23 protein-coding genes are annotated in these 26,045 nt (G+C 41.0%); 8 read left to right on the forward strand and 15 right to left on the reverse strand.

The genetic code is table 11. The annotated features are described in order from the left end of the window. Positions 1 to 4: 4 nt before the first annotated feature. Genes AC1M85_RS00545 through AC1M85_RS00555 form a run of 3 tightly spaced genes read right to left on the reverse strand, consistent with a single transcriptional unit; the run spans position 5 to position 2,479 of the window. Positions 5 to 1,312 carry a DUF445 domain-containing protein gene (locus AC1M85_RS00545; RefSeq protein ID WP_488213355.1) on the reverse strand — a complete coding sequence of 436 codons (1,308 nt, stop codon included), beginning with the start codon at positions 1,310 to 1,312 and terminating at the stop codon, positions 5 to 7. A 37-nt stretch (positions 1,313 to 1,349) separates the two neighbouring features. Further along, on the reverse strand, positions 1,350 to 1,904 hold the full coding sequence (locus tag AC1M85_RS00550) for a CC0125/CC1285 family lipoprotein (RefSeq protein ID WP_488213356.1): 555 nt from the start codon (positions 1,902 to 1,904) through the stop codon (positions 1,350 to 1,352). A 35-nt stretch (positions 1,905 to 1,939) separates the two neighbouring features. After that, the gene (locus tag AC1M85_RS00555) at positions 1,940 to 2,479 is read right to left on the reverse strand and encodes a DUF924 family protein (RefSeq protein WP_488213357.1); all 540 of its coding nucleotides are present in this window, start codon (positions 2,477 to 2,479) and stop codon (positions 1,940 to 1,942) included. 212 nt (positions 2,480 to 2,691) lie between these two features. Between AC1M85_RS00555 and gshA the strand changes: the two genes are divergently transcribed. Together gshA and AC1M85_RS00565 are read left to right on the forward strand one after the other, a co-directional pair. Beyond that, entirely contained in the window at positions 2,692 to 4,269 is a 1,578-nt protein-coding gene (gene gshA, locus AC1M85_RS00560) for a glutamate--cysteine ligase (RefSeq protein ID WP_488213358.1), read from the forward strand. An 18-nt stretch (positions 4,270 to 4,287) separates the two neighbouring features. Continuing rightward, a complete protein-coding gene (locus AC1M85_RS00565) occupies positions 4,288 to 4,788 on the forward strand; it encodes a disulfide bond formation protein B (protein ID WP_481590165.1) in 501 nt (166 codons plus the stop codon). Between the two features lie 43 nt (positions 4,789 to 4,831). Here AC1M85_RS00565 and AC1M85_RS00570 read toward each other — a convergent pair whose 3' ends face one another. Next, positions 4,832 to 6,163, reverse strand: coding sequence for a PGAP1-like alpha/beta domain-containing protein (locus AC1M85_RS00570; RefSeq protein WP_481607183.1), 1,332 nt, complete (start codon positions 6,161 to 6,163; stop codon positions 4,832 to 4,834). Between the two features lie 248 nt (positions 6,164 to 6,411). On the opposite strand from AC1M85_RS00570, the gene AC1M85_RS00575 reads away from it, so the two are divergent. Together AC1M85_RS00575 and parE are read left to right on the forward strand one after the other, a co-directional pair. Beyond that, on the forward strand, positions 6,412 to 6,996 hold the full coding sequence (locus AC1M85_RS00575; RefSeq protein WP_035264764.1) for a YqiA/YcfP family alpha/beta fold hydrolase: 585 nt from the start codon (positions 6,412 to 6,414) through the stop codon (positions 6,994 to 6,996). A gap of 14 nt (positions 6,997 to 7,010) precedes the next feature. Then, the gene (gene parE / locus AC1M85_RS00580; protein WP_481591969.1) at positions 7,011 to 8,891 is read left to right on the forward strand and encodes a DNA topoisomerase IV subunit B; all 1,881 of its coding nucleotides are present in this window, start codon (positions 7,011 to 7,013) and stop codon (positions 8,889 to 8,891) included. Between the two features lie 44 nt (positions 8,892 to 8,935). Here the strand turns inward: parE and AC1M85_RS00585 are convergent, their stop codons facing one another. The 9 genes from AC1M85_RS00585 to urtA all read right to left on the reverse strand — a co-directional run bounded on the left by AC1M85_RS00585 (position 8,936) and on the right by urtA (position 17,870). Continuing rightward, the gene (locus tag AC1M85_RS00585) at positions 8,936 to 9,232 is read right to left on the reverse strand and encodes an FmdB family zinc ribbon protein (protein ID WP_488213359.1); all 297 of its coding nucleotides are present in this window, start codon (positions 9,230 to 9,232) and stop codon (positions 8,936 to 8,938) included. A gap of 121 nt (positions 9,233 to 9,353) precedes the next feature. Then, entirely contained in the window at positions 9,354 to 10,532 is a 1,179-nt protein-coding gene (fmdA, locus tag AC1M85_RS00590) for a formamidase (RefSeq protein ID WP_092766540.1), read from the reverse strand. A gap of 39 nt (positions 10,533 to 10,571) precedes the next feature. Beyond that, the gene (locus AC1M85_RS00595; protein WP_488213360.1) at positions 10,572 to 11,687 is read right to left on the reverse strand and encodes an AAA family ATPase; all 1,116 of its coding nucleotides are present in this window, start codon (positions 11,685 to 11,687) and stop codon (positions 10,572 to 10,574) included. A gap of 38 nt (positions 11,688 to 11,725) precedes the next feature. Then, positions 11,726 to 12,769 (reverse strand): aliphatic amidase, encoded by a 1,044-nt coding sequence (locus AC1M85_RS00600; RefSeq protein WP_488213361.1) that lies wholly within the window; start codon positions 12,767 to 12,769, stop codon positions 11,726 to 11,728. Between the two features lie 213 nt (positions 12,770 to 12,982). After that, positions 12,983 to 13,681, reverse strand: a complete 699-nt coding sequence (gene urtE, locus AC1M85_RS00605) for an urea ABC transporter ATP-binding subunit UrtE (protein WP_488213362.1) — start codon at positions 13,679 to 13,681, stop codon at positions 12,983 to 12,985. 9 nt (positions 13,682 to 13,690) lie between these two features. After that, positions 13,691 to 14,449, reverse strand: a complete 759-nt coding sequence (urtD, locus tag AC1M85_RS00610) for an urea ABC transporter ATP-binding protein UrtD (protein ID WP_488213363.1) — start codon at positions 14,447 to 14,449, stop codon at positions 13,691 to 13,693. Further along, positions 14,446 to 15,612: an urea ABC transporter permease subunit UrtC gene (gene urtC, locus AC1M85_RS00615; protein ID WP_488213364.1), complete on the reverse strand. Its 1,167-nt coding sequence runs from the start codon at positions 15,610 to 15,612 to the stop codon at positions 14,446 to 14,448. Before urtC ends, urtD begins: the two co-directional genes overlap by 4 nt. Before the next feature lie 19 nt (positions 15,613 to 15,631). After that, positions 15,632 to 16,552, reverse strand: coding sequence for an urea ABC transporter permease subunit UrtB (gene urtB, locus AC1M85_RS00620; protein WP_035264743.1), 921 nt, complete (start codon positions 16,550 to 16,552; stop codon positions 15,632 to 15,634). A 79-nt stretch (positions 16,553 to 16,631) separates the two neighbouring features. Next, the gene (gene urtA / locus AC1M85_RS00625; RefSeq protein WP_035264741.1) at positions 16,632 to 17,870 is read right to left on the reverse strand and encodes an urea ABC transporter substrate-binding protein; all 1,239 of its coding nucleotides are present in this window, start codon (positions 17,868 to 17,870) and stop codon (positions 16,632 to 16,634) included. Positions 17,871 to 18,072: 202 nt separating this feature from the next. Between urtA and AC1M85_RS00630 the strand changes: the two genes are divergently transcribed. The 3 genes from AC1M85_RS00630 to AC1M85_RS00640 all read left to right on the forward strand — a co-directional run bounded on the left by AC1M85_RS00630 (position 18,073) and on the right by AC1M85_RS00640 (position 22,983). Next, positions 18,073 to 21,549, forward strand: a complete 3,477-nt coding sequence (locus AC1M85_RS00630) for a hybrid sensor histidine kinase/response regulator (RefSeq protein ID WP_488213839.1) — start codon at positions 18,073 to 18,075, stop codon at positions 21,547 to 21,549. 3 nt (positions 21,550 to 21,552) lie between these two features. Further along, the gene (locus AC1M85_RS00635) at positions 21,553 to 22,473 is read left to right on the forward strand and encodes a response regulator transcription factor (RefSeq protein WP_035264738.1); all 921 of its coding nucleotides are present in this window, start codon (positions 21,553 to 21,555) and stop codon (positions 22,471 to 22,473) included. Between the two features lie 108 nt (positions 22,474 to 22,581). Beyond that, positions 22,582 to 22,983 (forward strand): nuclear transport factor 2 family protein, encoded by a 402-nt coding sequence (locus AC1M85_RS00640; RefSeq protein ID WP_218945362.1) that lies wholly within the window; start codon positions 22,582 to 22,584, stop codon positions 22,981 to 22,983. Positions 22,984 to 23,051: 68 nt separating this feature from the next. Here the strand turns inward: AC1M85_RS00640 and AC1M85_RS00645 are convergent, their stop codons facing one another. Together AC1M85_RS00645 and alc are read right to left on the reverse strand one after the other, a co-directional pair. Beyond that, complete coding sequence (locus tag AC1M85_RS00645; RefSeq protein WP_035264735.1) at positions 23,052 to 23,549, reverse strand: ureidoglycolate lyase; 498 nt, start codon at positions 23,547 to 23,549, stop codon at positions 23,052 to 23,054. A gap of 93 nt (positions 23,550 to 23,642) precedes the next feature. After that, a complete protein-coding gene (gene alc, locus AC1M85_RS00650; protein WP_488213365.1) occupies positions 23,643 to 24,650 on the reverse strand; it encodes an allantoicase in 1,008 nt (335 codons plus the stop codon). A gap of 212 nt (positions 24,651 to 24,862) precedes the next feature. Between alc and hpxO the strand changes: the two genes are divergently transcribed. Beyond that, the gene (hpxO, locus tag AC1M85_RS00655) at positions 24,863 to 26,020 is read left to right on the forward strand and encodes an FAD-dependent urate hydroxylase HpxO (RefSeq protein WP_180028398.1); all 1,158 of its coding nucleotides are present in this window, start codon (positions 24,863 to 24,865) and stop codon (positions 26,018 to 26,020) included. The last annotated feature ends 25 nt before the right edge of the window (positions 26,021 to 26,045 follow it).

Genomic DNA, 26,045 nt, shown 5'->3' on the forward strand with positions numbered 1-26,045 from the left:
TAAGTTAAATCAAAAATTCAACTGCTGCTCGGATGATCCCTAACACTAAACCGATAAATGCACCAACGACAACACCGTTGACGCGAATCATATGTAAGTCACCACCGACTTCATTTTCAATTTTATCGATCATTTCTCGTGAGTCCCATTCGTGAATGCGTTCACTGATAAATAAAATGACTTTTTCGCTGTATTGATCACTGAGATTGACTGCCATTGAACTCATTTTTTCATTTAATAATTGGCGTAATGCAGGATTGGAAATGATGTTTTGACCGACTTGTTGAATCGCAACACGTAAATTTTCAGCTATACCTGAATCTGCTTTCTCCAAATCTTCACGAATGGCATTGCACAGAATGACGACGGCACCAGTAATAAAATTTAAAACTTGAGGACTATCTAACAATGCATTTTTAGTTTCATTTAATTTAAGACTCGCCTGACTTTCAGGATTTGCCAGTTCAGTCATTAAATGCTGTGCAATACTCTCAATTTTTTGACGCCATGGATGCTCTGGATCAGCCAACATTGACTCGACACGCTCTATCAAAGAGTCAATCGTTCTTTGTTGAACATCGATACCGATCCAACTTGCGCCTTTGGCTAAACGCCACACTCCGAGTTCTTTAAATAGGGTGCGGGTTAGCTCCCGAGTTTGTTCAGGATGTGAAGTCACCCAACCGTGCGCAACATCGAGACCACGTTGTAAAACATCTTGGTGGAAGTCATTTTCTAATACGGCACGAATCATTTCACTGGCCAGGGTATTGATTTGAGTGTTCTTTACCCATTGCACACTGTTAGTTTGAATAAACCTACCGACTTGTTCTTGTCCAACAAACTCAAAAACTTTAGGCACTGTCTGTTGAATCACTTGAGTCACTTGACGATTGTTATCTGGATTGGCTAGCCATTGTCCTACTGCCAAACTCACATCTGTTTGACTCAAGCTTTTTGCCACAATCTGTGGCGATAGGAAGTTTTCTTGAACAAAACGTCCCATGGATTCTGCAATACGCGCTTTGTTACGTGGAATAATTTCGGTGTGATCTTTTAAAAACTTAGGAATAGGGATATGACCGAATGGGTTCCGAAACAAAACCGTAATGGCATACCAATCTGCTAAACCACCAACCACACCTGCTTCAGCAGACAACATTAAAATATGAATAAGCCAAACATATTCTGGAAAAATTTTGGCAGCCACCATGAGCGATATCCAAGCCAATACAGCGACAACCAGTGCGATCATGGCAAACCGTTTGCTTCGATCCAGACTAGGGGTAGTCATTGTTGGTGATGCACTCATGCATAATTCCTATGTAAGCTGTTGTATTAATATTATTTTATTGTGATTGAGAAGGCTGTGTTTGTACAGGCAGTATGTCGCCTGTAGCACTTAAACCATATTTAGACCCTAAGGCCTGTAAAATTAAACGTGCATCAAAAGTATCTTGAGGTGCTGTTTTTTGATCTTTAAAACAAGTGATGGTATAGGCTACTTGAACTGGCTCTAAACTGACCACCTGTGGCACATCATAAAAAGGATCAAAGAACATAGGATGTCTACGATATCCATAACCATACGGGTAAGGATTGGAATAAACCACAGCTTGACGAGGTGGTTGTTGTGTGCGATTGCTTGGATCATCTTGGACTTTAAAAAAATGAAAGCCCTGTTTGACCGTTGTTTGTGCAGCTTTAAGTAAGGTTATTTCTTCAGCTGTACCATAGCTCATGTTAGATGAGCCTTGAAAACTAATACGATACGTTGATTGGTTCAAGGGAATAGTTGCGAATTGCCCAAGCTGATCAAATGTACGCGGTTTACTTGGCGTCGTGACACAACCAGACAGCAGGAGCATGCCAGATAATCCCAAAATCATGCATAAGTTTTTCATTTCGCTCTCCTGAAGTCTGTTGTGTCAATATCAATTTAGAAGCTACTGTTTGGCTGTTTTAAGAATTCTATTTCCTCAGGCGTAGAGAGACGATTTAAAATTTCATTACGATGAGGATAGCGGCCGAAACGTTCAATGATGACTTGATGCTTTTTCTCAAAGTCTAAATTTACAGGGTTGCCTAATGCCTCAAACAAACGAAGCGCTTGAGTGTGAATGATTTTTGATTCGCTATGCATGAAAGGCATATATAAGAAGCTACGTTGTTCAGGTTCCAGTTCGAGATCTAAACCAAGACGAACCGCTTCTTGAGCTAGCCCAAGTGCTAATGGATCTTGGGCAAAAGATTCAGCTTTGCCACGATAAACATTACGAGAAAATTGATCCAAGACAATGATTTCTGCTAAGCGTCCTAAAGCAGCTTCCCGCCATGTCCATAGTTCGCCTGCGGCAGCTTGTTGGATGGTGTGACCAAATTGCGCTTGAATAAGTTGATCGAAAGCATCGCTTTTCGCAAACCAATGCGGTTGAGTTTCGGCACTGAACCAAAAATCTATAACGTTGTGATAATTCATATTCTTTACAGTTTGTTAGCATTTATTCTGCAATAAAATCACAAATTTCAGATGTCTTAAAGACTAAGATTGTGTTAAAAATTTGCCAAAATAAAAGGTTTATCCAACTGAAATGTATATGCAAACTGCATTTGGGAATATAAATCACGGTATACTTGATATAAATCAATAATTTTTTATCTCAGTCGTTCTTCTAGATAAGCGAGTAAGTAATGAGTCAACCCGAAGCGCTCTCTGAAACAATTTTACCAAATTGGGTGGATTCGACGGTGTTTAAAGGTATGTTACGAGGCATTGAGCGCGAAAGCCTAAGGATGCAAAGTAATGGCTTTATCTCCCAGAAAGATCATCCTAAGGGTTTAGGCTCTGCGTTAACTCATCCTCATATTACGACAGATTATTCTGAAGCCTTACTTGAGTTTATTACGCCTCCTCAATCTTCAATTTCTGAAGCATTAAGCTACTTAGAAGATATTCATGCTTTCACCCATCGACACCTAGAAGATGGTGAAAAGCTATGGCCAATGTCGATGCCATGTATGTTGGATGATGAAGAAGAAAGCATTCGTCTTGCGCAATATGGCTCATCCAATATCGGTAAATTCAAAACTTTATACCGCCGTGGTTTAGGTGTACGTTATGGTCGTCGTATGCAGACGATTTCAGGTGTACATTACAATGTTTCATTCCCTGATGCGTTGTTTGAGCAGTTGCAAGCAAACGAGCAAGATGAAGCTTTAAAACAGCTCAGTTTGCAGGATTATCGCAGCCATCGATATTTCGCTTTAATTCGAAATTTCATTCGTTTAACCCCATTGGTTATGTTCCTGATAGGTGCAAGCCCATCAGTCTGTCGTTGTTTTATGACGGGTCGTGAACATCATTTATTGCCTTTAATTAAGGGAACATTGTATTTGCCATATGCCACTGCATTGCGTATGGGGCGCTTTGGATATCAAAACTCGGCGCAGAAAGAGTTAGGTATTCATTACAATGATTTGAAAGGATATTTAGCAGGCTTACAAAAGGCGGTGAAAACGTCTTATGCTGCTTTCAGTCGTTTGGGATTAGATGACGAAGCGGGCGAACCGATCCAAATTAATGATCACGTACTGCAAATTGAAAACGAGTACTATAGTCTTGTACGTCCTAAACAAGTACCACAGTCTGGTGAAACACCATCTGATGCATTAGCAAACCGTGGGGTAGGGTATGTTGAATTACGCGCAGTAGATGTGAATCCATACAGCCCAATTGGTATCAATGAAGATACTGCAGGCTTCCTAGAGGTATTAGCGCTTTATTGTTTATTAAAAGACAGTCCTGAGCTGCTAGATGATGAACTTGAAGTGATTGAACAAAACCAGCAAGAAGTTGTGAATCGTGGGCGTGCCCCAAATGCTGCCATTGTTGAAAATGGTCAATCAATTGAAATTGAGACATGGGCAAATCAATATCTCAAACAGATGCAGCCTTTAGCAGAAACGTTAGATCAAGCTCACTCGACCTCGTTGTATTCTGATGCAATGCAAATTATGCAATCACGAGTAGATGAAGTGGATGAAACCTTCTCTGCGAAAATAGTAGAAGATACTGTAAAACATAGTGGTACTTGGAGCTTAGGCAGTGTGCTCGCGCATCAACATGCTGATCATTATCAAAATTATGTGTTATCTCAGGATAAAGTCACCTATTTTGAACAACTCACAGTGCAATCACTTGAACAGCAACAACAGTTGGAAGCAGAGTGTAGTCTAAGCTTTAAAGAATATTTAAAAGCATATCGATAAAAATATTGAGGAAAGTATATGCAGTGGCAAAATTATCGCATGGTGAGTGGTCTGTTGTTTGTAGCCAGCGTGATTGGAATGGTCTTCGCGTTGTATCTCGAACATGTCCAAGGACTTGAGCCTTGTCCATTGTGTGTATTTCAACGGTTAGGTCTGATCGGACTGGGACTGATTTCTTTTATTGCGGTTCTACACAATCCCGTCCGTAATGGTTTAAAACGAGCATATGCTTTCCTAGGGACATTATCGATTTTATGGTCAGCGGGTGTTGCTGCACGTCATGTCTGGCTGCAGAGTTTACCTCCAGATAAAGTGCCAAGTTGTGGGCCTGGTTTAGATTATTTGGTAGATGCTTTGCCGCTTAAAACAGTGCTTCAACAAGTGTTGTCAGGATCAGGCGAATGTGCGGTAGTAGACTGGACTTTCCTAGGTCAGTCTTTACCTGTATGGTCTTTGGTATTTTTTAGTATTTTGCTGATCATCTCGATTTGGCAGTTATTCAGAAAGTATCCTGCTTAAAATAAAAAAGCCAACTAATAGTTGGCTTTTTTATTGAAGATGGTCAGGTTTCTACGATTCCTTCCATGCTTTCTAATTTGATTAAATATTTACGGATTTGCTCTTCAGCTAATTCATCGTGATGTGGATAGAACCATTTAACGATTTGCTCAGCAACACTGGAATGGTATTGAATCTCCATATGATTGAGCCCGTAGAACACAGCTTTGTGTGATTCTGGCAATTTCAGTTGGAATCGCGGATTTGGATGCTCACCCAAAGCACTTTGCACACTCACTAAGTAATCGCCAATGACTTTGAGTGTACGATTTTTACGATTTTCAAACTCAATTGTTCCAGCTACTAGGAATGTATTGATATGTGAAGGCAGCGGTGCAGGTTTACGATTATCATCCATCATGCCAATACGAGCGTGATTGTGTTCCCAGTCATCATCACGGACACTACCATGGCGTAAATCCAAAATACCATCACTGCGAATATTCACAATGTGGCTGGCTAACTTGATGACGGGAAAGTGTCCAATTTTTTCTTGAACGGCAAAGCCAATACGTTCTAGAACCGCACCATGATGTGGAGAACCTAAGCAGACCAAATTCTCTGCCATGTGAAACCATTGATGGAGATTTTGTTTACCATAAAACAAAGCACTTCGAGAAACCAAACCACCCATACTGTGACCGATTAAATCAAGGCTGGTGATACGTGGATTGCGCTTTACCAAGTCTTCAAGCATATTGGCCAACGAACGACCATTCGCTGAAATTCTGCGACCAGTGTTGTAATGCAAATAAAGCATGGTGTTGTTGTCGCGTTGTGCAAGCAGTTTTTCACCAATGCCGCCATAGTTGCGATTGGTCCAATCAAGATGATTCATGCACAGACCATGGCAAAAGATCACGACACGACCTGACAGGTCACCCTGTTGTAACTCTCCATAGTGATCATACAGATTACTGGTAATCGCCAACGGATTTTGATTTTTGAGTAAATAGTCGCCAATCACGCCATTAAGAGCACTGACCAAAAAAATCATTTTTGGCGTGAGGGGTTTATCATGGAGTTTCGGAAATTGATCAATGATTTTGCGCAGGGCTGGTGCGACCAAATAATTTCCGTAATTTAGAAGCGTGTCATATGAAAATTTATATAACTTTCGAACGTAGGTTTTCTTTTGAAATTCTTTTGATGTTTTTTTACTTAAACCAAATACGGTTAAGAGCACTTCACGTTGAAGTGATTGAATGAGATTTTGAACAGCAAGGTTAATTGGAGTGCTGACCAGTTGTGCCAAACCTTCAAGCACATCGGCCTGACTCGGAGGAGATCGATCCCATTTACAATAGGTTTCATGTAGTGGCGTTAAACTCGGCATCTAGTCTTATCCTGATAGTGCATGATCATCTAAAGACACTTTATTTTTAGCAATGATCACTGTATAAAATTCCTTGTATTTATCTTATGTTGTTCATCCCGAACAATTTTTAAGATAACTTTGATTTCAGATCGGCTCTAATTTTTTTGTCTGACAATATTTGTGATCGTACAAAAGAGAAACAAATATGTGATCTGATTCACAATAAAAATTAGAACAATTTTGAGGAAAATGCAATTAATCAGTTCATGAATATTATCTATCTACATGGATTTCAAAGTAGTCCTTTTTCGATTAAAGGGCAACTGATTCGTCAGTATTTTGAAAGACATGAACATGTACAAGTGCATTTACCCGATTTAAATATGCCGCCTGATCAGGTCATTACTTCGATTTCGACACTCATCGAGTCTATGTCAAATGTCGTTTTGATTGGGAGCAGTTTAGGTGGATTTTATGCGACGCAGCTTGCCGCGAAACATGGAGTCGCAGCTGTACTGATTAATCCCGCTATGCAACCATGGAAATTATTTAGAAACTTGTTTTCAACGGCGCAGTTTCCTTATCCAGTCACTGCGAATTGGTCGTTAGATGAAGCTCAGCTTGATCAATTGGAGCATATGGCAGTTCCGTTTGTGCAAGATGCAGACAAAATCTTGGTCTTGTTACAACAAGGTGATGAAGTTTTGGATTATCGTGAAGCGGAACGTTATTATAATTGCGATGGTCATCAAGCGTTCCTCATTACGGAAACATATGGCAATCACGCGATGGATGATTTCGCGGATAAAATACCCTTGGTATATCAGTTTTTAGCTGACAGCTTAAAATAAGGAAACAATTCAACGTGTCTCAATATACGGCCCAATCCCTTGAAGTCTTATCTGGTTTAGATCCTGTACGCCGTCGTCCAGGCATGTATACCGATACCACACGTCCAAACCATTTGGCGCAAGAGGTCATTGATAATGCGGTCGATGAAGCATTGGCAGGACACGCGAATAAAATTACAGTGACTGTGTATAAAGATGGTTCATTGTCAGTAGAAGATAACGGGCGTGGTATGCCAGTTGATATTCATCCTGAATATGGTCAAAGCGGCATTGAAATTATTCTGACTAAACTGCATGCAGGCGGGAAATTCAGCACAGATAATTATCAATTCTCTGGTGGTTTGCACGGGGTTGGTATTTCTGTTGTAAATGCGCTTTCCACACGTGTGGAAGTCCAAGTTCAGCGCCAAGGTAATTTGTACAAAATGGCCTTTGAGCAAGGTGAAGCAACGGCACCACTTGAAGTTCTGGAAGGTAAAGCACCTAAACGTGCATCGGGTACCTCAGTTCACTTTTGGCCTGAAGCGAAATATTTTGATTCACCTAAATTTGCATTAAAGGCACTTAAACACAATTTAAAAGCGAAGGCGGTATTAGCTGCTGGCTTACAAATCAATTATGTTGATGAAATTAACGACGAAAAGATCACTTGGCAGTTTGAAAATGGTCTCGTCGATTATTTGATGGATGAGTTGGAAGATCGTGAAATCATCCCTATGCCTGCATTTGTCGCTACAGGTGACGCGGAACGTGCCAGTGCGGAGTTTGCGATTTGTTGGAATGTTGAAGGCGGAGAGAGCATTCAAGAATCTTATGTGAACTTGATTCCAACGGCGCAAGGTGGCACACATGTGAATGGTCTTCGTTCAGGTGTGACGGATGCGATCCGTGAGTTCTGTGAGTTACGTAATCTCTTACCACGTAATATGAAACTTTCAGCGGAAGATGTGTGGGATGGCGTGAACTATATTCTATCTTTGAAATTTCAAGAGCCACAATTTTCAGGTCAAACCAAAGAGCGTCTTTCAAGTCGTGAAGCCTCTGGGATTGTGCAGAACATCGCAAAAGATGCTTTTGCCTTATGGTTGAATCAAAATTCAGAAATTGCAATGCAATTGGCTGAAATGGCGATTTCAAAAGCGGGACGTCGTTTAAAAGCTGCAAAGAAAGTTGAGCGCAAAAAAATCGTTTCAGGTCCAACTTTACCAGGCAAATTATCTGATTGTGTGGGACATAGTTTGGAAGAGTCAGAACTATTTATTGTGGAAGGTGATTCTGCTGGAGGATCTGCCAAACAGGCGCGTGATAAGAATTTCCAAGCGATTATGCCGATCCGCGGAAAAATTTTAAACACTTGGGAAGTCTCTTCAGATGAAGTACTTGCTTCTCAAGAGGTGCATAATATTGCAATCGCAATAGGAGTCGATCCGGGTTCTGATGATTTGTCTGAACTTCGCTATGGCAAGATCTGTATTCTTGCCGATGCAGACTCAGATGGATTACATATTGCGACTTTGCTATGTGCATTATTTGTGAAGCACTTCCCAAGTCTAGTTGAAGCAGGGCACTTATTTGTTGCGATGCCACCTTTATTCCGTATTGATGACGGTAAAGATGTGCATTACGCGCTTGATGAAGCAGAATTAGAAGGCATATTGAAAAAAGCCAAAACTAAATCCCCACAAATCACACGATTTAAAGGTTTGGGTGAGATGAATGCAAGTCAGCTCCGTGAAACAACATTGGATCCCAATACTCGTCGTTTGGTGCAACTAGATTTGGATGATGTGCATTTTACTTCAGGTTTATTAGATAAATTATTAGCCAAGAAACGCGCAAGTGATCGTAAAGAATGGTTGGAACAAAAAGGCAACTTAGCTGAATTAGTCGTTTAATTGTCCGTAGACACGAGCATTAAAGCCCGCATCTGCGGGCTTTTTTATACTTCACAGAGTGAACAATTCACACCACGACAATTGTGTAGCACTGAACTGCGCGCACTATTTTTATTGGTACCTGGACCGCCGACTAAAGGTCCTGCAAGTTGTTCTGCGCCTGACTCTGGGCGCCATTTGGTCTTCATGTTGATTTGTTGTCTGCCAGTGATCATCGGTTTTGCTAAGGTTTGTTGTTGGCAGTATTTACATTCGATGGTGTCAGTTGCAATCCTAGAAATAGGCACACGTTGTTCAAAAATTCCTTCGCAGTGATCACAGCGGAAATCGTATAATGGCATGGTCGTGCTCCTACTTATTTTTAAGCATGCGCATGTTTAAAAGTTAAAAAGGAGGTAGCTCGCATGCTTACTCAAGCTACCCCGTAAAATGGTGAAACCTGTAACAACAATAATGCGCTAATTAGCGTTTATGCCCCCAAAATTTATCGTCATTTAAAGCACCTTGCGGCAAGATATTTTGTTCAAAAATGGAGGTTGGGAGTGAGACGGTACATGCACAGTTTGGAATATCTACAATACCTCCGATACGACCTTCAACCGGTGCAGCGGTAAGTAACATGTAGGCTTGTGACCCAGTAAAGCCAAAGTTTTCAAGATACTTAATGGCTTTTAAACATGCTTGGCGGTAAGCCACTGTCGCATCGAGATAGTGATTTACACCATCTTCAACACTGATCCCTTCGAAAGTCAGCCATTGATCATAATTTGGACGCACATTGCTTGGAACAAAGATAGGTGAATCAATATTGTATTTTTCCATCCCACCTTTGATTAAATCGAAACCGACACGTGTAACGCCATCCATTTCTATCGCACCACAGAAACCAATTTCACCATCACCTTGTGAGAAGTGGAGGTCCCCCATTGAGAAGCCAGCACCTTTTTGATAAACAGGGAAGTAAATACGGCTTCCTGCAGCAAGGTCTTTAATGTCTGTGTTACCCCCATGTTCACGTGGAGGAACTGTGCGTGCAGCTTCAGCCGCCATACGATCAAATTCGGGACCTTTCACACCACGCAGAACGGCTGTACGTGGATCAGGAGGGTTTGCCTGACCTTTAGGAACGAGCAATGCTTCACGGCGATTCCATTCTTTCAGTAAATCATGTGATGGTAGAGTTCCCATCAAGCCAGGATGTTTTAATCCTGCAATACGTACACCAGGGATATGACGTGAAGTTGCAAATAAACCTTTCAAATCCCAAATGGCTTTATCTGCTTCTGGGAAATAGTCCGCCAAGAAGCCACCACCATTTTCCTTGGCAAAAACACCCGAAAAACCCACATCAGAAATCGGTTGAATGTCTAGTAGATCAATGACCAACAAATCACCTGGTTCTGCACCTTCAACATAGAATGGACCTGTTAAAGGATGAGCACGTGTTAAATCCACATTTTTAACATCAGAAATATCGTCAGTATCTTTAATTTGAGCGTCAAGGAAATCCAAACTTTCAATCAGAATTTCTTCACCAGGTTTTACTGATGTCAGAAAAGGTAAGTCTGGGTGCCAACGGTTGTGACCAATTTCGGCTTGCTCCGCAAGTGGAACTCCTGGTTTGATTTTAATATGTTGCATAATGTATCCCCTGTATTGAGGTCAAATAAAGTTTAGGTCTCAGTGTTGTTGTGATGCTTCGTGTATCAGTAACGGATCAAGTTGTTTCACTGCAGGCTCAATCATCTGAATTTGAAGCTTCGTATTGTCGTAATCGATGATGAATTCACTAATGTGCTTGTTGTTTAGAAAAGCTTTCGCGAGTGCAGGTTCAACTAACACTTTAAAACGACGGCTTAACCCCCGAGCACCAAATCGAACATCATGTCCTGAACTCAGGAATCGAATGGCAGCATCGGTCAAAGCAATGGTTCGACTTTGCTTTTTTAGACGTTGGTTCATTTTGTCAATTTCGAGTTGGACTAAGGTTGCAGCAAAATCAGATTCAACTGGCTGATAATGTAAGATTCGCTCAATTCGATTTAGAAACTCAGGATCAAACTTTTTATCGAGTGCTTTTGTCGTGATTTCACTGTCATCTAACTTCAAATGCTTGGCTAATTTCAGGAGTGGTTTCGGTAATTGACTAAGTTGTTTCAGGCGCTTTTGAGCTTCTTTGGCACCCACATTACTGGTCATAAAAATCATGCAGTTTTTAAAGTCTAAAACCTTTGTACCCGCAGTTAATTTTAAAGTTCCTGTTTCAAGCACATTGAGTAGTCCTCGAATGACTTCAGTACTGGCTTTTTCAATTTCATCAAAGAGAACAATGCCAGGTTTGGAGAAACTCCCTTGAATCAGGGCTTCATCGAATAAAGTATTTCCTTCTTTAGAGCCGACATAGCCTGGTGGGGCACCTGTCAGGGCGGCTGCATAATGCTCTTGTGCCAATGTATTCATATCAATTCGGCAGAATGCATCAGCTTTACCGTGTATCGCTTCAGCAATGAGGCGGACTGTTTCAGTTTTTCCTACACCGGTAGGACCTAACATCAGTGTGACACTTAAAGGACGATGAGCTGCGTTAAAATCTGCTTTCACTGTGGTGAGCATATTTTCAATTTCATCAAGTGCGGCTTCTTGTCCAATAATACGTTCACGTAGATGGGTCATCACGGCATCTGGTTCAAAACTGAATCGGGAAGTACGTGCTATACATTCCTTGCTTTGCATGTCATAGCATTGTTTTGCCAAGCTTTCCTGATTGGCATGTATACGGTCACTGGCAAATGTCATGTTCGAAACCTCCTGAAATCAAGTCGGACGAAGCTTCTTTAAGAAGCTTCTTTCTCTAACCCTTCGTGAGGTAAGTTGCCAATTGGGCATTCTGCAACGCCAATGGTTGAACGCGTAAACTGCTCAACATTTTCCTGTGCTTTTTGTGCGTCTAAGACCCATGTCTTGTAGAAGTCGAATGGACAATCGGCAACCCCTTTAACACCATCACCATTGTTGTATACGCCTGTATAGCCACGGTGTAGCAGCTTGAATAAGTGGTTTTGTGATTGATCGTATTTACGTGCATCACGTATTTCTGTGAGTGATAACTGTGCGTATTGGATGCCATTTTCTTCCGTACCACATTCACCTAATGTACGTCCGTCAAAGCCGACCACTGCCGAATGTCCAAAGTAGGTATACACCCCATCAAAACCAGTACAATTGGCAACAGCGACATAAACGTTATTTGCCCAAGCCATACATTTGGCCATATTGATTTGCTGTTCATCAGCCGGGTACATATAACCTTGGCATCGCACCACAAGTTCAGCACCTTTCATCGCACAGTCGCGCCAAATTTCAGGGTAATTGCCGTCGTCACAGATAATGAGTGACATCTTGATGCCTTTAGGGCCCTCTGTCACATAAGTCGTATCTCCAGGGCACCAGCCTTCAATTGGGCACCATGGAATAATCTTGCGATATTTTTGAACGATTTCACCTTTGTTATTGATGAGCACTAAGGTGTTATATGGCACTTTATGCGGGTGTTCTTCGTGCTGTTCCCCAGTAATTGAGAATACGCCCCAAACATTTGCTTCAATACAAGCTTGAGAGAAAATTGCCGTTTCATCACCTGGGATTGTGGCTGCAGTTGCCATCATTTCATCATGATCATACATAATGCCCATGGTGCTGTATTCAGGAAAAACAATGAGATCCATACCTGGAATACCTTGTTTAATTCCTTTCAACATTTCAGCAATTTTTTTTGCATTCTCAAGTACTTCTGCTTTGGTGTGCAAGCGTGGAATTTTATAGTTCACTACTGCTACACCTACTGTATTTGGACTACTTGAGATATCACCGTGACGCATTCAACTTACTCCCCATATCTTTAAAATTAAAATCTATGTAAGGAGTTTCTCGTGAAATTGATCGATGCAAAATACGGTGAATTGCGTATATGAAGCGATATTTTGAATGAGTCTTTAGATCGAAATAACAATACCACTCCAACAAATGGTCAAAAAAAATCCCCCGAAAAATCGAGGGAGATGCCAAATTAAGAATTGATGAGATGACGTGCTTTAAACTGAAAGATATTTGCTAATGGTCGCTTCATCGACATTCGCTCTGACATCTTCATAAGCAAAACGGCCTTTATCGATGACCAAGAAGCGATCTGCCATCGCCATAGTAAAGCTCAGTACTTGCTCGGAGACCACGATAGTGAGGTCTCGTTGATCGCGAATTTCTTTTAGCGTTTTCGCAATATCTTTAATAATCGAGGGCTGGATTCCCTCGGTAGGTTCATCGAGCAGCAATACTTTGGGATTGGTGGCGAGTGCACGTGCAATTGCCAATTGTTGCTGTTGTCCACCAGATAAATTTCCCCCTTTGCGTTTACGCATATCCCAAAGTACAGGGAAAAGCTCATACAGATCGTCAGGTACTTTGCCATGGGCAGTCGCAGGGAGACCTGTTTGAATATTCTCTAGAACAGACATGGTTGAGAAAATCATACGACCTTGAGGAACATAAGCAACACCATTTTTCACACGTTGATACGGGTCAAGCTTTTCTAAGTTTTTACCATCGAGCTTGATTTCGCCTTGAGTATTTTTAATATCACCGATAAGGGTTTTAAACAGTGTGGTTTTTCCCATCCCATTTCGACCCATAATCGCCACAATTTCTTTGGGTTGAATTTTAAGTTCTAGATCATGAATGACTTGGCTTTGTTTATAACCTGAACACAAAGAACTAATTTCTAATAATCCGCTCATAAGGCCTCCTTAGTGTCCGAGATAGACTTCAATGACTTTTGGATCACTTTGCACATCATCCATTTTTCCTGCTGCGAGGATTTTCCCTTGGTGCAATACTGTCACTTTATCTGCAATGGTTTTTACAAACTCCATATCGTGCTCAATCACGAGGACTGAGCGTCCTTTACTGATTTCACGAAGCAGTTGTGCTGTCTGTTCGCGCTCAGAAACACTCATGCCTGCCACAGGTTCATCCAGCATTAACAACTTGGGGTCTTGCATAAGCAACATCCCTATTTCAAGCCATTGTTTTTGTCCATGAGACAATAGGCCTGCGGAGGTGTGTAATAAATCAGTGAGGAAAATTTTTGAAGCGACTTCTTGGATACGCTCTTCGACATCTTTGGTTCGCTTAAAGAACAAAGCCCCAAACACATTACGACCACGTGGGAAAGACATTTCGAGGTTGTCATAGACTGAAAGGTTTTCGTAAATATTGGGATTTTGAAATTTACGACCGACACCTTTACGAACGATTTCGAACTCTTTGAGCTTAGTCAGTTCAATATCATTAAATTTGATCGTGCCAGAAGTTGCTTTAGTTTTACCGCAAATCAAATCTAACACTGTTGTTTTACCTGCACCATTAGGGCCGATCACCACGTGAACTTCGTTTTTATCGAGATAGAAGTTGAGATCGCTGACGGCTTTAAAGCCGTCAAACGAGACTGTGAGATCTTCAATTACAAGTACAGGTTTTGCCATTTCTACGCCGACTTTACTCATTTCACACCTCCTTCTACTTCAATATTGCTATTTTTTTTGGACTCCGTGGGTTGATGGGGGATAGGCGAAGCCGTTGTTTTTTTATCTTTGAAGATAAGTCGGCGAACATATTTTTCATATAGGCCTGCTAAACCATTCGGTAAGAACATCACAACGCCTATGAACAATGCACCAAGGAAGTACAACCATACTTCAGGGAATGCTTCAGAGAAGTAAGTTTTACCAAGGTTAACTAAAACTGCACCATATACAGCTCCAATCAGTGATAAACGTCCGCCTACTGCAGCCAAGATCACCATTTCAATAGATGGGACGATGCCAATAATCGTTGGAGACATGAAGCCGACTTGCAGCGTAAACATTGCCCCACCGACGGAAGAAACGACTGCCGCAAAGCAGAAGATAAAGACTTTGTACATTGAAACGTCATAGCCAGAAAAACGTACACGTTCTTCTTTTTCACGCATTGCAGAAAGTAAGCGACCTAACTTTGAGCTGAGAACAAAGCGACTGATCATGATGACTGCGATGAGTAACAATGCATTGATGTAATACAAAACGTACTTTGCTTCATCCGTACGGATGTCCCAGCCATGTAATGTCTTGAGATCAGTAATACCGTTAATACCGCCAGTAAAGCCTTGTTGACCAATAATCAAAATTGTCAAAATCGCCACAATCGCTTGCATGATGATAGAGAAATACACGTCTCCTACACGACGAGTAAACATTGCAAAACCAATAATAAAAGCCAATAAAATTGGAATAATTACAATCGCGAATAGGGTAAATGTGAAACTATGGAACGGTTCCCAGAACATTGGTAAACTGGTAATTTGGTTCCAGTCCATAAAATCAGGAATACCGGGTGTGGTTTGAGCTGCTGTGGATTGCATGTCAGAAGCTTCGAGTTTGAGGAACATAGCCATACAGTAGCCACCGATCCCAAAGAAAATACCCTGACCTAAACTCAAAATGCCGCCGTAACCCCAGCACAGCACTAAACCAATCGCGACAAAGGCAAACGTAAGATATTTACCCATTAAATTGAGACGGAAAACATCTAAAAACATGGGCATTACAAATAGGATCAGTACTGCCAATATAGCCAGTCCAATCGCACCTTCTTTACCGCCTAACAAGGCATTCATTGGATTACTCATATCAATCTCTCCTGAATACCTATTTACGAACTTTGATTGAGAACAAACCTTGAGGACGTAACATCAAAATGATGATGACCGTCGCTAAGGTAATGACTTTGGCAACAGAGCCTGACAGGAAGAACTCTAAGATTGATTGGGCTTGTGCAATACTGAAAGCCGAAGCGATAGTGCCTAATAGACTTGCAGCTCCACCAAACACCACAACCAAGAACGTGTCTACGATATAGAGAGAGCCTGCAGTTGGACCAGTTGAGCCAATTGTCGTAAACGCCGCACCAGCAATACCGGCCAAACCACAACCTAATGCGAATGTTAGACTGTCCACACGCTTTGTATTAATACCAACGGCACCACTCATGAAACGGTTTTGGTTTGTCGCACGAAGCTGTAAGCCCCAGCGAGAACGATAGATGAGGAAATAGACGAAAGCGGTCACGGTGAGTGTGACACCGACAAGGAATAAGCCATTAATAGGAATATCAATCGTCTCTGTCGGTTGATAAGAGCCCATAAGCCAATCAGGTAGTGTTGGACTCACTTCTTTGGGACCAAATGTAGAGCGAAACACTTGTTGCATGATTAAGCTCAAGCCCCAAGTTGCAAGCAAAGTATCGAGTGGCCGTTGATAAAGCCGACTAATCATGAGCCGTTCGACCATATAGCCGATAATGCCTGCTGTCAGAAAAGCTGCCACAATCGCTACAATAAAATAATAGGGAAGCAATTGAGGAAAATAGCTTTCAGTCAGGGTTGAAATGACAAATGTGGTATACGCGCCTATTGTGAGGAATTCACCATGTGCCATATTGATGACACCCATTTGCCCAAAAATAATTGCAAGGCCCAGTGCCATTAACAACAGCACACAGAAAACAGAAAGACCATTAAAGCCTTGCATCGCAAATATTGCACCGAAGTCAGCTAAAGATAAATCCATCGCCTCATCCTCCAAGCTTTAAATAATAGGTTTGAAATGAAAAGATCAGGAGAGGGCTCTCCTGATCATGTGCTGTCGATTAGTAGCCTTTAGGGAATGGATTAGGCTTGATTAAACCTTTTGATTCGTAGACCACTTTGAATTGACCATTGGTTTGCACTTGTGCAATACGTGATTTGCTCCATAAATGATGATTGGCATCAATTTTCACGTAACCTTCAGGCGCATTTTTCATTTCGATGCCTGGAGAGGCTTTGGTAACTTTGGCAACATCAAAACTACCAGCTTTTTCAACTGCGGCTTTCCATAGCCATGGACCAAGATAAGCGGCTTGAGTCACATCACCAATTACTGCTTTAGGACCATATTTCGCTTTAAATGCTTTTACGAAAGCTGCGTTACTTGAATTATTTAGACTTTGGAAATATTTCATTGAAGAGTAGAAGCCCTTCATATTTTCGCCACCAATCCCCAGTAATTCATCTTCTGTCACAGAGAAGGTGAGCAGTGTTTGCTTATCGCCAGTCACGCCTGCAGCTTTCATTTGCTTATAGAATGAAACGTTTGATCCACCCACCACGGCAGCGACAATTGCATCTGGTTTACGAAGTTTGGTTTTGTTAATTAAAGAACCAAATTGCGTATGTCCAAGCGGGTAGTATTCTTCACCGACGACTTTACCTTTCAACACTTTTTCAATGTGTGTACGGGCAATTTTCATGGTGGTACGTGGCCAAATATAGTCAGAACCGATTAAATAGAATGTTTTGGCTTTTTTCTCACGTGCAAGCCAATTCAGAGACTCAAGCACCTGTTGCGTAGCTTCTTGACCGGTATAAATCACATTTTTAGATTGTTCTAGACCTTCATAGAATGTTGGGTAATACAGAAGCGAATTATTTCGTTCAATAATAGGTAATACGGCTTTACGAGAAGCTGAAGTCCAGCAACCAAAAATTGCTGCAACACGATCCTTTTCAGTTAATTTTCGGGCTTTCTCAGCGAAAGTTGGCCAGTCAGATGCACCATCTTCTTGAACAATTTTAATCTGACGACCTAATACACCACCTTGTTTGTTGATCTGCTCAATGGCTAAACGTTCTGCTTGGATGGCTCCTGTTTCAGAGATTGCCATCGTTCCCGTCGCTGAATGAAGCTGACCGACATAGACGAATTTATCATTTACGTTAAGTTTGGTTGTATTTACTTTTGCTGTCGCTGGAGCACTCGCAGTGGTCAAGACAGGTGCCAGTAAAAAAGGAACAGCGAGTAGTCCTGCGAGTAAGCCAGATGTTTTAACTTTAGATTTTAAGGTCATTGGTGTTCCCCTGATGAAGTGGATAAGGCCATTGCGCGATTTATTGTTTGCGCTTGCTATGGACTTAAGCCTAAGGGGTGTTAAAAAATGAGCATATACGTCACTTTACGTATATCGATGTTCCTCAAAATGATTTTTGATGAAAGTTAAGCTGGGCATAGATTTTGCTAACTGTAAGGGTCTATTTAAATTGCCTAGCTTTATGGTTTCATCTAGCAATACTCCTCAAGCACCGCAACGGGTGATTCATACACGCCGTAAATACAATACTTGGGTGGTTGATGAGAGTATTGAAGACTATGCACTACGCTACGCACCGAGGTCAGTAAGACGGTGGTCCCTTTGGACGGTGACCAATACAGCGCTTGCAGCAGTCAGTTTTCTAGCGATGGAAGCGCTTGGTGCAACCATGTTATGGCAATACGGCTTTAGCAATGCATTCTGGGCCTTAGTGGTCGTTTCAATCATTATCTTTTTGACCAGTTGGCCTATTGGATATTACGCGGCCAAATACAATGTTGATATTGACCTACTTACGCGGGGCGCAGGCTTTGGCTATATCGGCTCATCTATAACTTCAGTCATTTACGCCAGTTTTACTTTCATCTTCTTTGCTTTTGAAGCCGCTATCATGGCTTTGGCGCTTGAGCTTGGTTTAGGTGTGCCGCTGAGTCTAGGTTATTTAATTTCTGCGCTTATTATTCTGCCCCTAGTAATCAAAGGCATAGGGTTTATTAATAAAGTACAAGCGTTTACCCAACCATTATGGATTTTTTTATTATTACTACCATGGTGCTTTGTTTTGGTGAAGCACCCGACTCTGCTCTCAGAAGTTGCCCTAATAGAAGGCGCGCAAAGTCAAAGTGCAGGATTCAATTTGGCTTTTTTTGGCGCATCTTGCACTGTTTTGTTTGCGCTGATTACGCAGATTGGTGAACAAGCTGATTATTTAAGATTTTTGCCAGACAAAAAACATGCTCAAAACAAATGGAATTGGGCGGTATTTTTAGGCGGTCCTGCATGGATATTGGTGGGATTCATTAAAATTTTTATGGGCATGATTTTAATGGTACTCGCCCTTAAATTTATGGTGCCGAATCATGAATTAAGCAATCCGAATTATCTATATTGGATCGCCTACCAACAAGTGATTGAGCATCCTGCTGCTGCATTATTTCTTACAGTCATGTTTGTGTGTATCGCACAGTTAAAGATCAATGTAACCAACGCTTATGCTGGCTCATTGGCATGGTCTAATTTCTTTGCACGCTTAACGCACAGTCATCCCGGACGTGTGGTTTGGTTAGTGTTCAATATTTTTATTGCGCTATTGTTGATGGAACTAGGCGTCATCCATGCGGTGGAGCGTGTATTGGGGCTTTATAGTAATGTGGCTTTGGCATGGGTGGGTGCCATCGTTGCTGATCTCGTCATTTGTAAGCCATTGGGGCTGAGCCCGAAAGGAATTGAATTTAGGCGTGCTTACCTCTATGACATTAATCCAGTCGGTGTTGGCAGTTTATGTATTGCATCCTTATTGTCGATTTTATGCTACTGGGGATTATTTGGTGATATCGCAAAATCCTTAGCAGGATTTATTGCTTTAGGTTCAGCTATCGTCTGTGTCCCAATGCTTGCTTATTTTACTCGTGGCAAATACTACATCGCACGTCATGAAGATAAATCATTAAAACCAATAGAGACACAACGATGTGTGGTTTGTGAGCATGATTATGAAATGGCTGACATGGCGACTTGTCCTGCTTATAACAATATGATTTGTTCTTTATGCTGTACCTTAGAAGCTCGTTGCCATGATTTATGTAAGCCTCATGCACGGTGGTCTGCACAACTTAAGCATTTTGCAGTTTGGTTTCTACCGCGCCAATGGTTGAGATACATCAATACTAGATTGAGTCTTTATATTTTGATGATCTTTGTTCTGAGTGTGGTTTTGGCAGTCAGTTTAAGTCTGGTTTATTTACAAGAACTGAGTAAATTCGGCACAGTATTTGGATCAACTCAACAGCATGAGTTGCTGATGCTATTTGTGAAAATTTATGCCGTATTATTTTTACTGTTATGTGTTGCAGCATGGTGGTTGGTACTCAATGATGAAAGTCGCCGACAAGCTCAGCTTGAAAGTAATATGCAAACACAACTGCTCATGGACGAAATTGAAGCGCATAAAATTACAGATCGGCAATTACAAGATGCACGAACTCAAGCTGAAAAAGCCAATGAGGCCAAAAGTCGTTATGTTGTTGGAATTAGTCATGAACTGAGAACACCTCTAAATAGTATTTTAGGATATAGCCAGTTACTCAATAAACAAGAACAACTCTCTGAACAAGGAAAAGCTGCGCTGGGTGTGATTCGTCGTAGTGGGCAGCATTTAACGTCCTTGATTGATGGTTTACTTGATCTTGCAAGGATTGAAACAGGTAAAATTTCTTTAGAAATGTCGAATATTGAATTTCCGAAGTTTCTCCAACAAATCGTGAATATGTTTGAGCCACAATTCCAACAGAAACAACTGAAATTTACGGTCGAAATTAGTGAAAAAATACCACAATACGTACGTATAGATAAAAAAAGACTTGAACAGATCCTTATCAATTTAATGGGAAATGCTTTGAAATTTACGCTCGAAGGAGAGGTGAAATTTCGAGTAGATTATCGCTTTCAGACGGCATATTTTGAAATTCATGATACGGGATGCGGGATTGCTCAAGCAGATCTAGAGCGAATATTCCAGCCTTTTGAGCGCGGACAAAATGTCGTACAAGGTAGCTTTGCTGGAACAGGTTTGGGTTTACCAATTGTTAAACTATTGGTGGATATTCTCGGTGGGGAGTTAAAGGTAAGCAGTACGTTAAAAAACGGTTCAATTTTTAAAATAAAACTATATTTACCTTCAAAGTCGGTCATTCATCCCATTGCTGATGTCGCATCGAATACAGTATCTGGCTATACGGGACATCGCCGTAAAATATTGGTCGTAGACAATGAAGCAACTGATCGTGGACTAGTTTTAAATTTCCTTAAACCTCTCGGCTTTATTCTTGAAGAAGCAGAATCGGGATTGCAATGTCTAAGAAAAGTCCCTGAATTTCGACCAGATTTAATTTTGATGGATTTGAGTATGCCTTTGATGGGAGGGTGGGAAACTGCGAAATTATTGAGAAATAATAAAATGACCAATGTTCCCATCATCATTATTTCCGCAGATGCCAATGAACGAATGCAGAATCCTGAAACCGATGTATTGAATGAAGACTTTCTGGTCAAACCCGTGGACTTAAATCTGCTACTGAACAAGATTGGAGATAAATTAGGCTTAAACTGGCTTCATCAGAATGAGCCGAATCAAGCCGCAGAAGAACCTCAAAAACAGGTTGAACCCTTACACCATGATGGCAACGCTTTATCTGTCAGCGTGATTGATGAGAATGATGAAGCACCAGAACAAGCGCTAATCAAACTAGAAGATTATTTGAGTATTGGTTATATCCGTGGAGCCAAAGAGATGCTCGAAATTTGCAAGAAACTCAATGTCTGTGATCCTTCTATATGGCAGCACATAGAATTTGATATTCAACGCTTCGATACCCAACGTGCATTACAACGATTACACGAGCACCTATCTGATATCAGATCTGATTTGGAAGGGAGTTAAGCTATGTTAGAAAGTATCTTAATTGTGGATGATATTCCTGAAAATCTAAGTTTATTACATGAGAGTCTTGATCAAGCCGGCTATCAGGTCTTAGTTGCCACCAATGGTTTTACTGCTATTGAAATTGCGCACCGTTCACAGCCAGATATGATTTTATTGGATGGGAGTATGCCTGAGATTGATGGTTTTGAAACCTGTATCCAGCTTAAAGCGAGTCCAATGACTGAGCACATCCCTGTCATATTTATGACGGGTTTGACGGAAACCGAACATATTGTAAAAGGCTTTCAAGTTGGGGGTGTAGATTATGTGACAAAGCCACTGAATATCGATGAAGTACAAGCACGTGTCAAAACGCATTTACTGCAAGCCCGTTTAATGCACCAACAGAAACAAATGCTCGATGCAACAGGCAGTGCAATTTTGTCGATGAATATGGATGGGGAAATTATTTGGCAGACACCTGTAGTGCAAGGTTTATTAACGCAACATGGAATTGATATTGCTCATTTTAGAAAGAGTATAAATCAGTGGTTAAAAGCACTTTTCCAGCAATCGAATCAAGAAGAAATGCTACATGGTCAATATGGTCATGGGCATCAGCAATTACAATTAAATTTATTAACCAAGTTGAAAGAAGGACAATTACCTAAACATGTTTTGGTTCAGCTCAAAGAGCAAACACACATGCCAAGTGTTGAAGAGATCGCTCAAGCTTGTCCGAATTTAACACCACGTGAGGCTGAAGTTATGCATTGGGTAACGCTTGGCAAAACCAACCGAGATATTGCAGAAATTTTGGAGTTGAGTCCACGCACCGTCAATAAACATTTAGAGCATGTTTTTGAGAAGCTGTTTGTGGAAACGAGAACTGCTGCGGTGTTACATGTGATGTCAGCTTGTCAAAATCAAGCAGTCGTATAGAACTCATCGTTTCTAGCAAAATCTTTAAATCGCTATACCAGCTGATAGTGATCTTTCACTCTCCCTTCATTAACCTCTTTTTATCCTAAGATAAAAAGAGTAAATAAAATGAGTATGATCAATTCACTTCAAATCATAGACCAAATGTTTGAGGCATTTAGGTCTCAAGATTTACAGGCTGCTGTTGCAACAGTAACTGAGGATACGGTATGGATTCACCATGGCTCACAAAAACTGCCTTCAATTCGATTTGAAGGAAAAACGGGTGTAGAACAGTTCTTCAATACCAATTTCACAACCATGCATGTCGCATACTTTGATATTTTACGTATGGTCAAAGAAGGTAACAAAGTGGTGGTTTTTGGACGCGAAAAATTTACGATTGATGGTCAAGATGGTGAATTTGAGCAAAAATGGGTACAAGAGTACACCATTGAAAATGGACTAATTTCAAGAATGGAAGAATATGCGACATCGGTGAATGACAATGATTACCTGGTTGTAAAATAATAGTCAAAGATGGACATAAAATTAGATGGTCTCATGATCTGCATAACTGAGATGCATAAGCACCAGATTCAATGTGATATTTCAATTTGATCAAACTTAAACACGTCACAATTAGATCCACTGCCAATCCGATCCACCACCGCAAAATCGCTCGGGCTTTCCAATGTTAAAAGTGGATGATGCCAAGTCCCCGTACGATAGTTTACACCTTGAGAGCCATTAGTTATAAAAGCTTGTAGGTTTGAAATATCGGGCTGATTCGCATTTAAGACTGGTGCAACCACTATTAAAAACTTTTGTCCCTGCATCGGGATAAAAGCTTGTGATCCATGAGGATGACGTTCAAGCATCGAAATTTTAAACGGAATATTGGTACTTTGAATATTTCGAAAAATACTAATCCCGGCTTTGGCATCGCCAATAATTTCAGTGGTCACTAAAGCATGATAGCGCTCTGTATGCGCATCGTTAATATGAAAATAATCATTTCCTTGGCAAGCAATGACGTCACCAAAAGGTGCAAAATTTTCGGAGGTTAAAGGTTGTAGGGTAATGGTATGCATCATAAAAATTCGCTAAAAAGATACTGCATTTTCAATTTAGAATTGAGTCGAAAATGCAGTCAAAATAAGATCACTTTAAAAGTAACAAATGCTCAACTAAGGATTTACTTTACCCCAGAGGCGTATACGGCTAATCCCTCCATCAGGAATCATATTCACCCGAATATGAGAAATTTTTTCGTGTCCCAATACTTCATTTACAAAGTTATGAATGTGATCCATTTGCATTGGTTGAGGTGCGAGTATAAAAGGCCAAAACATACTTTGGGGAATCAATTGAGGATCCGTTGCATCTTCTATATAAATGGCTTGAATGGACACTTCAGCAGGATAATTTCCTTTAAAGTGGGCTGTATCAATCTCGATCTTTTCAATGTGACCAGCTTGCCCTAAAGCTAAAATACACCAGTCGAAACCGGGTGCACGACGGCGTGCGGTTTCCCAACCATCACCCATATTAATCCCACGTCCTGGATTGATCAGATTACGTGGATGTCCGAAGTGTGCATCACTATAGGCAATAACACGTCCACCATTTTCAAGTGCAAGCAGGTCGAGGGTTTGGCTTTGATCTTGGATTTTAACGCTGACTTCACCATATACGCGGAATCGTGCGATACCCCCATCTGGAAAAATATTTAAACGAAGATGGGTAAAGATCTGATTCATTGAAACTTCAAAGACATGGTGCTGACTTGGTCCCAATATACTATTTGGTAAAATTTGGTGCCATTCAGCATCATCCAAGTTTTCATTTGGTGCATAACACCCTTCTACTGAAGCAGAAGCGGGATAATTACCACTAAAAAAAGTAGTATCAATATCGAGTGCTTTAATTTTACCTGCAACACCTAACTGAACAATTGCCCAATCATAACCACTGTGACGTTTACGACGGGTTTCCCATCCATCCATCCACTTGCCATGATCATCAAATTTACCTTCTACAAAGATAGGCGCCTCAAACTGAAGCATACGTTGAGCTTCAGCAAAAAAATCATCAGAACATGTTGTGACTTTTGCACCAATTCGGGCATCTGCAAGGTTAGTAAGTTGCTGTAAATGAGTAGGGATTTCAAATTCCGGTGCCAATAGTGTTGCCATGTCATCTTCCATTATTGCTTTAAAACTTGATTCTTATCAAAAGAATGCATTCTTAGAATCGTAATGCGTTGTTATGTCGCATCTGCTTAAGGGCTTTAAAAAGAATGCACAGCATGTGCCAACCTTGCACTTATGTAGCGCTCTATTGGTGGAAATGGCACGTTTTTCGCTTTAAGCAGTGGGTTAAAGCAAAAAAAATTGTGGAAGTAAAAATGAATATCACCATTATTGGTGCCGGAATGGCAGGATTAACGACCGGAATTGCGCTGAAGAAATTTGGTCATCAAGTTTCAATATATGAACAAACTGAAAAAATTTTACCCGTGGGTGCTGCGATTTCATTGTGGTCAAATGGTGTGAAATGTTTGAACTATCTAGGACTCACGGATCAAGTCGCTCAACTTGGTGGGAAAATGGATCACCTTGCTTATGTCGATGGGCTCACGGGTGATGTCATGACGCAATTTAATTTATATCCGTTGATTGAAGAAGTTGGGCAGCGACCTTATCCAGTTTCTCGCGCTGAATTACAAAATATGTTGATGGATGAGTTTGGGCGTGAAGATATTCATCTTGCAAAAAAAATGATCGGACTTGAGGATCAAGGTGATGACGTCAAAATCCATTTTGCTGACGGAACAGAAATCACCACGGATTTATTGGTCGGCGCGGATGGCACTCATTCGATCACGCGTGCCTATGTTTTAGGTGAGCAAGTTGAGCGTCGTTATGCCGGTTATGTGAATTGGAATGGGTTGGTCGAAATTTCTGAGTCGCTGGCACCTGCTGATCAGTGGACCACCTTTGTGGGAGAAGGGAAGCGAGCTTCTTTAATGCCAGTCGCAGGTAATCGTTTTTATTTCTTCTTTGATGTACCACTTGAATTAGGTTTGGAAAATGATCGTACTCAATATAAAAAATTATTGAAACAATATTTTGACGGTTGGTGTCCGCCAGTACAAACTTTGATTGATTCTATTGATGAACAGCGAACCAATCGTGTTGAAATCCATGATATAGAACCATTTGCAGATTTCTATAAAGGGCGAGTTGTGATTGTTGGCGATGCAGCACATAGTACAACACCTGATATTGGGCAGGGCGGTTGCCAAGCGATGGAAGATGCCATTTATTTGGCTCGGGCATTACAGATTAATACATTGGGAATTCAGGATGCGTTAAGACGTTATCAAAACAAACGTAATGAACGCACTGCTGAAATGGTATTGAGAGCGCGTAAACGTTGTGATGTGACGCATATGAAAGACGAATCGATTACTCGTGAATGGTATGAGGACTTAAGAAAAGAACAAGGACCTCATATTATGAAAGGTATAATCAGTAATATTGTTGGAAATCCTTTGGATTAAAGATTTTAACTAAAAGGGCTAAATG

The sequence above is a fragment of the Acinetobacter sp. 24-47-64 genome, from assembly GCF_057737055.1.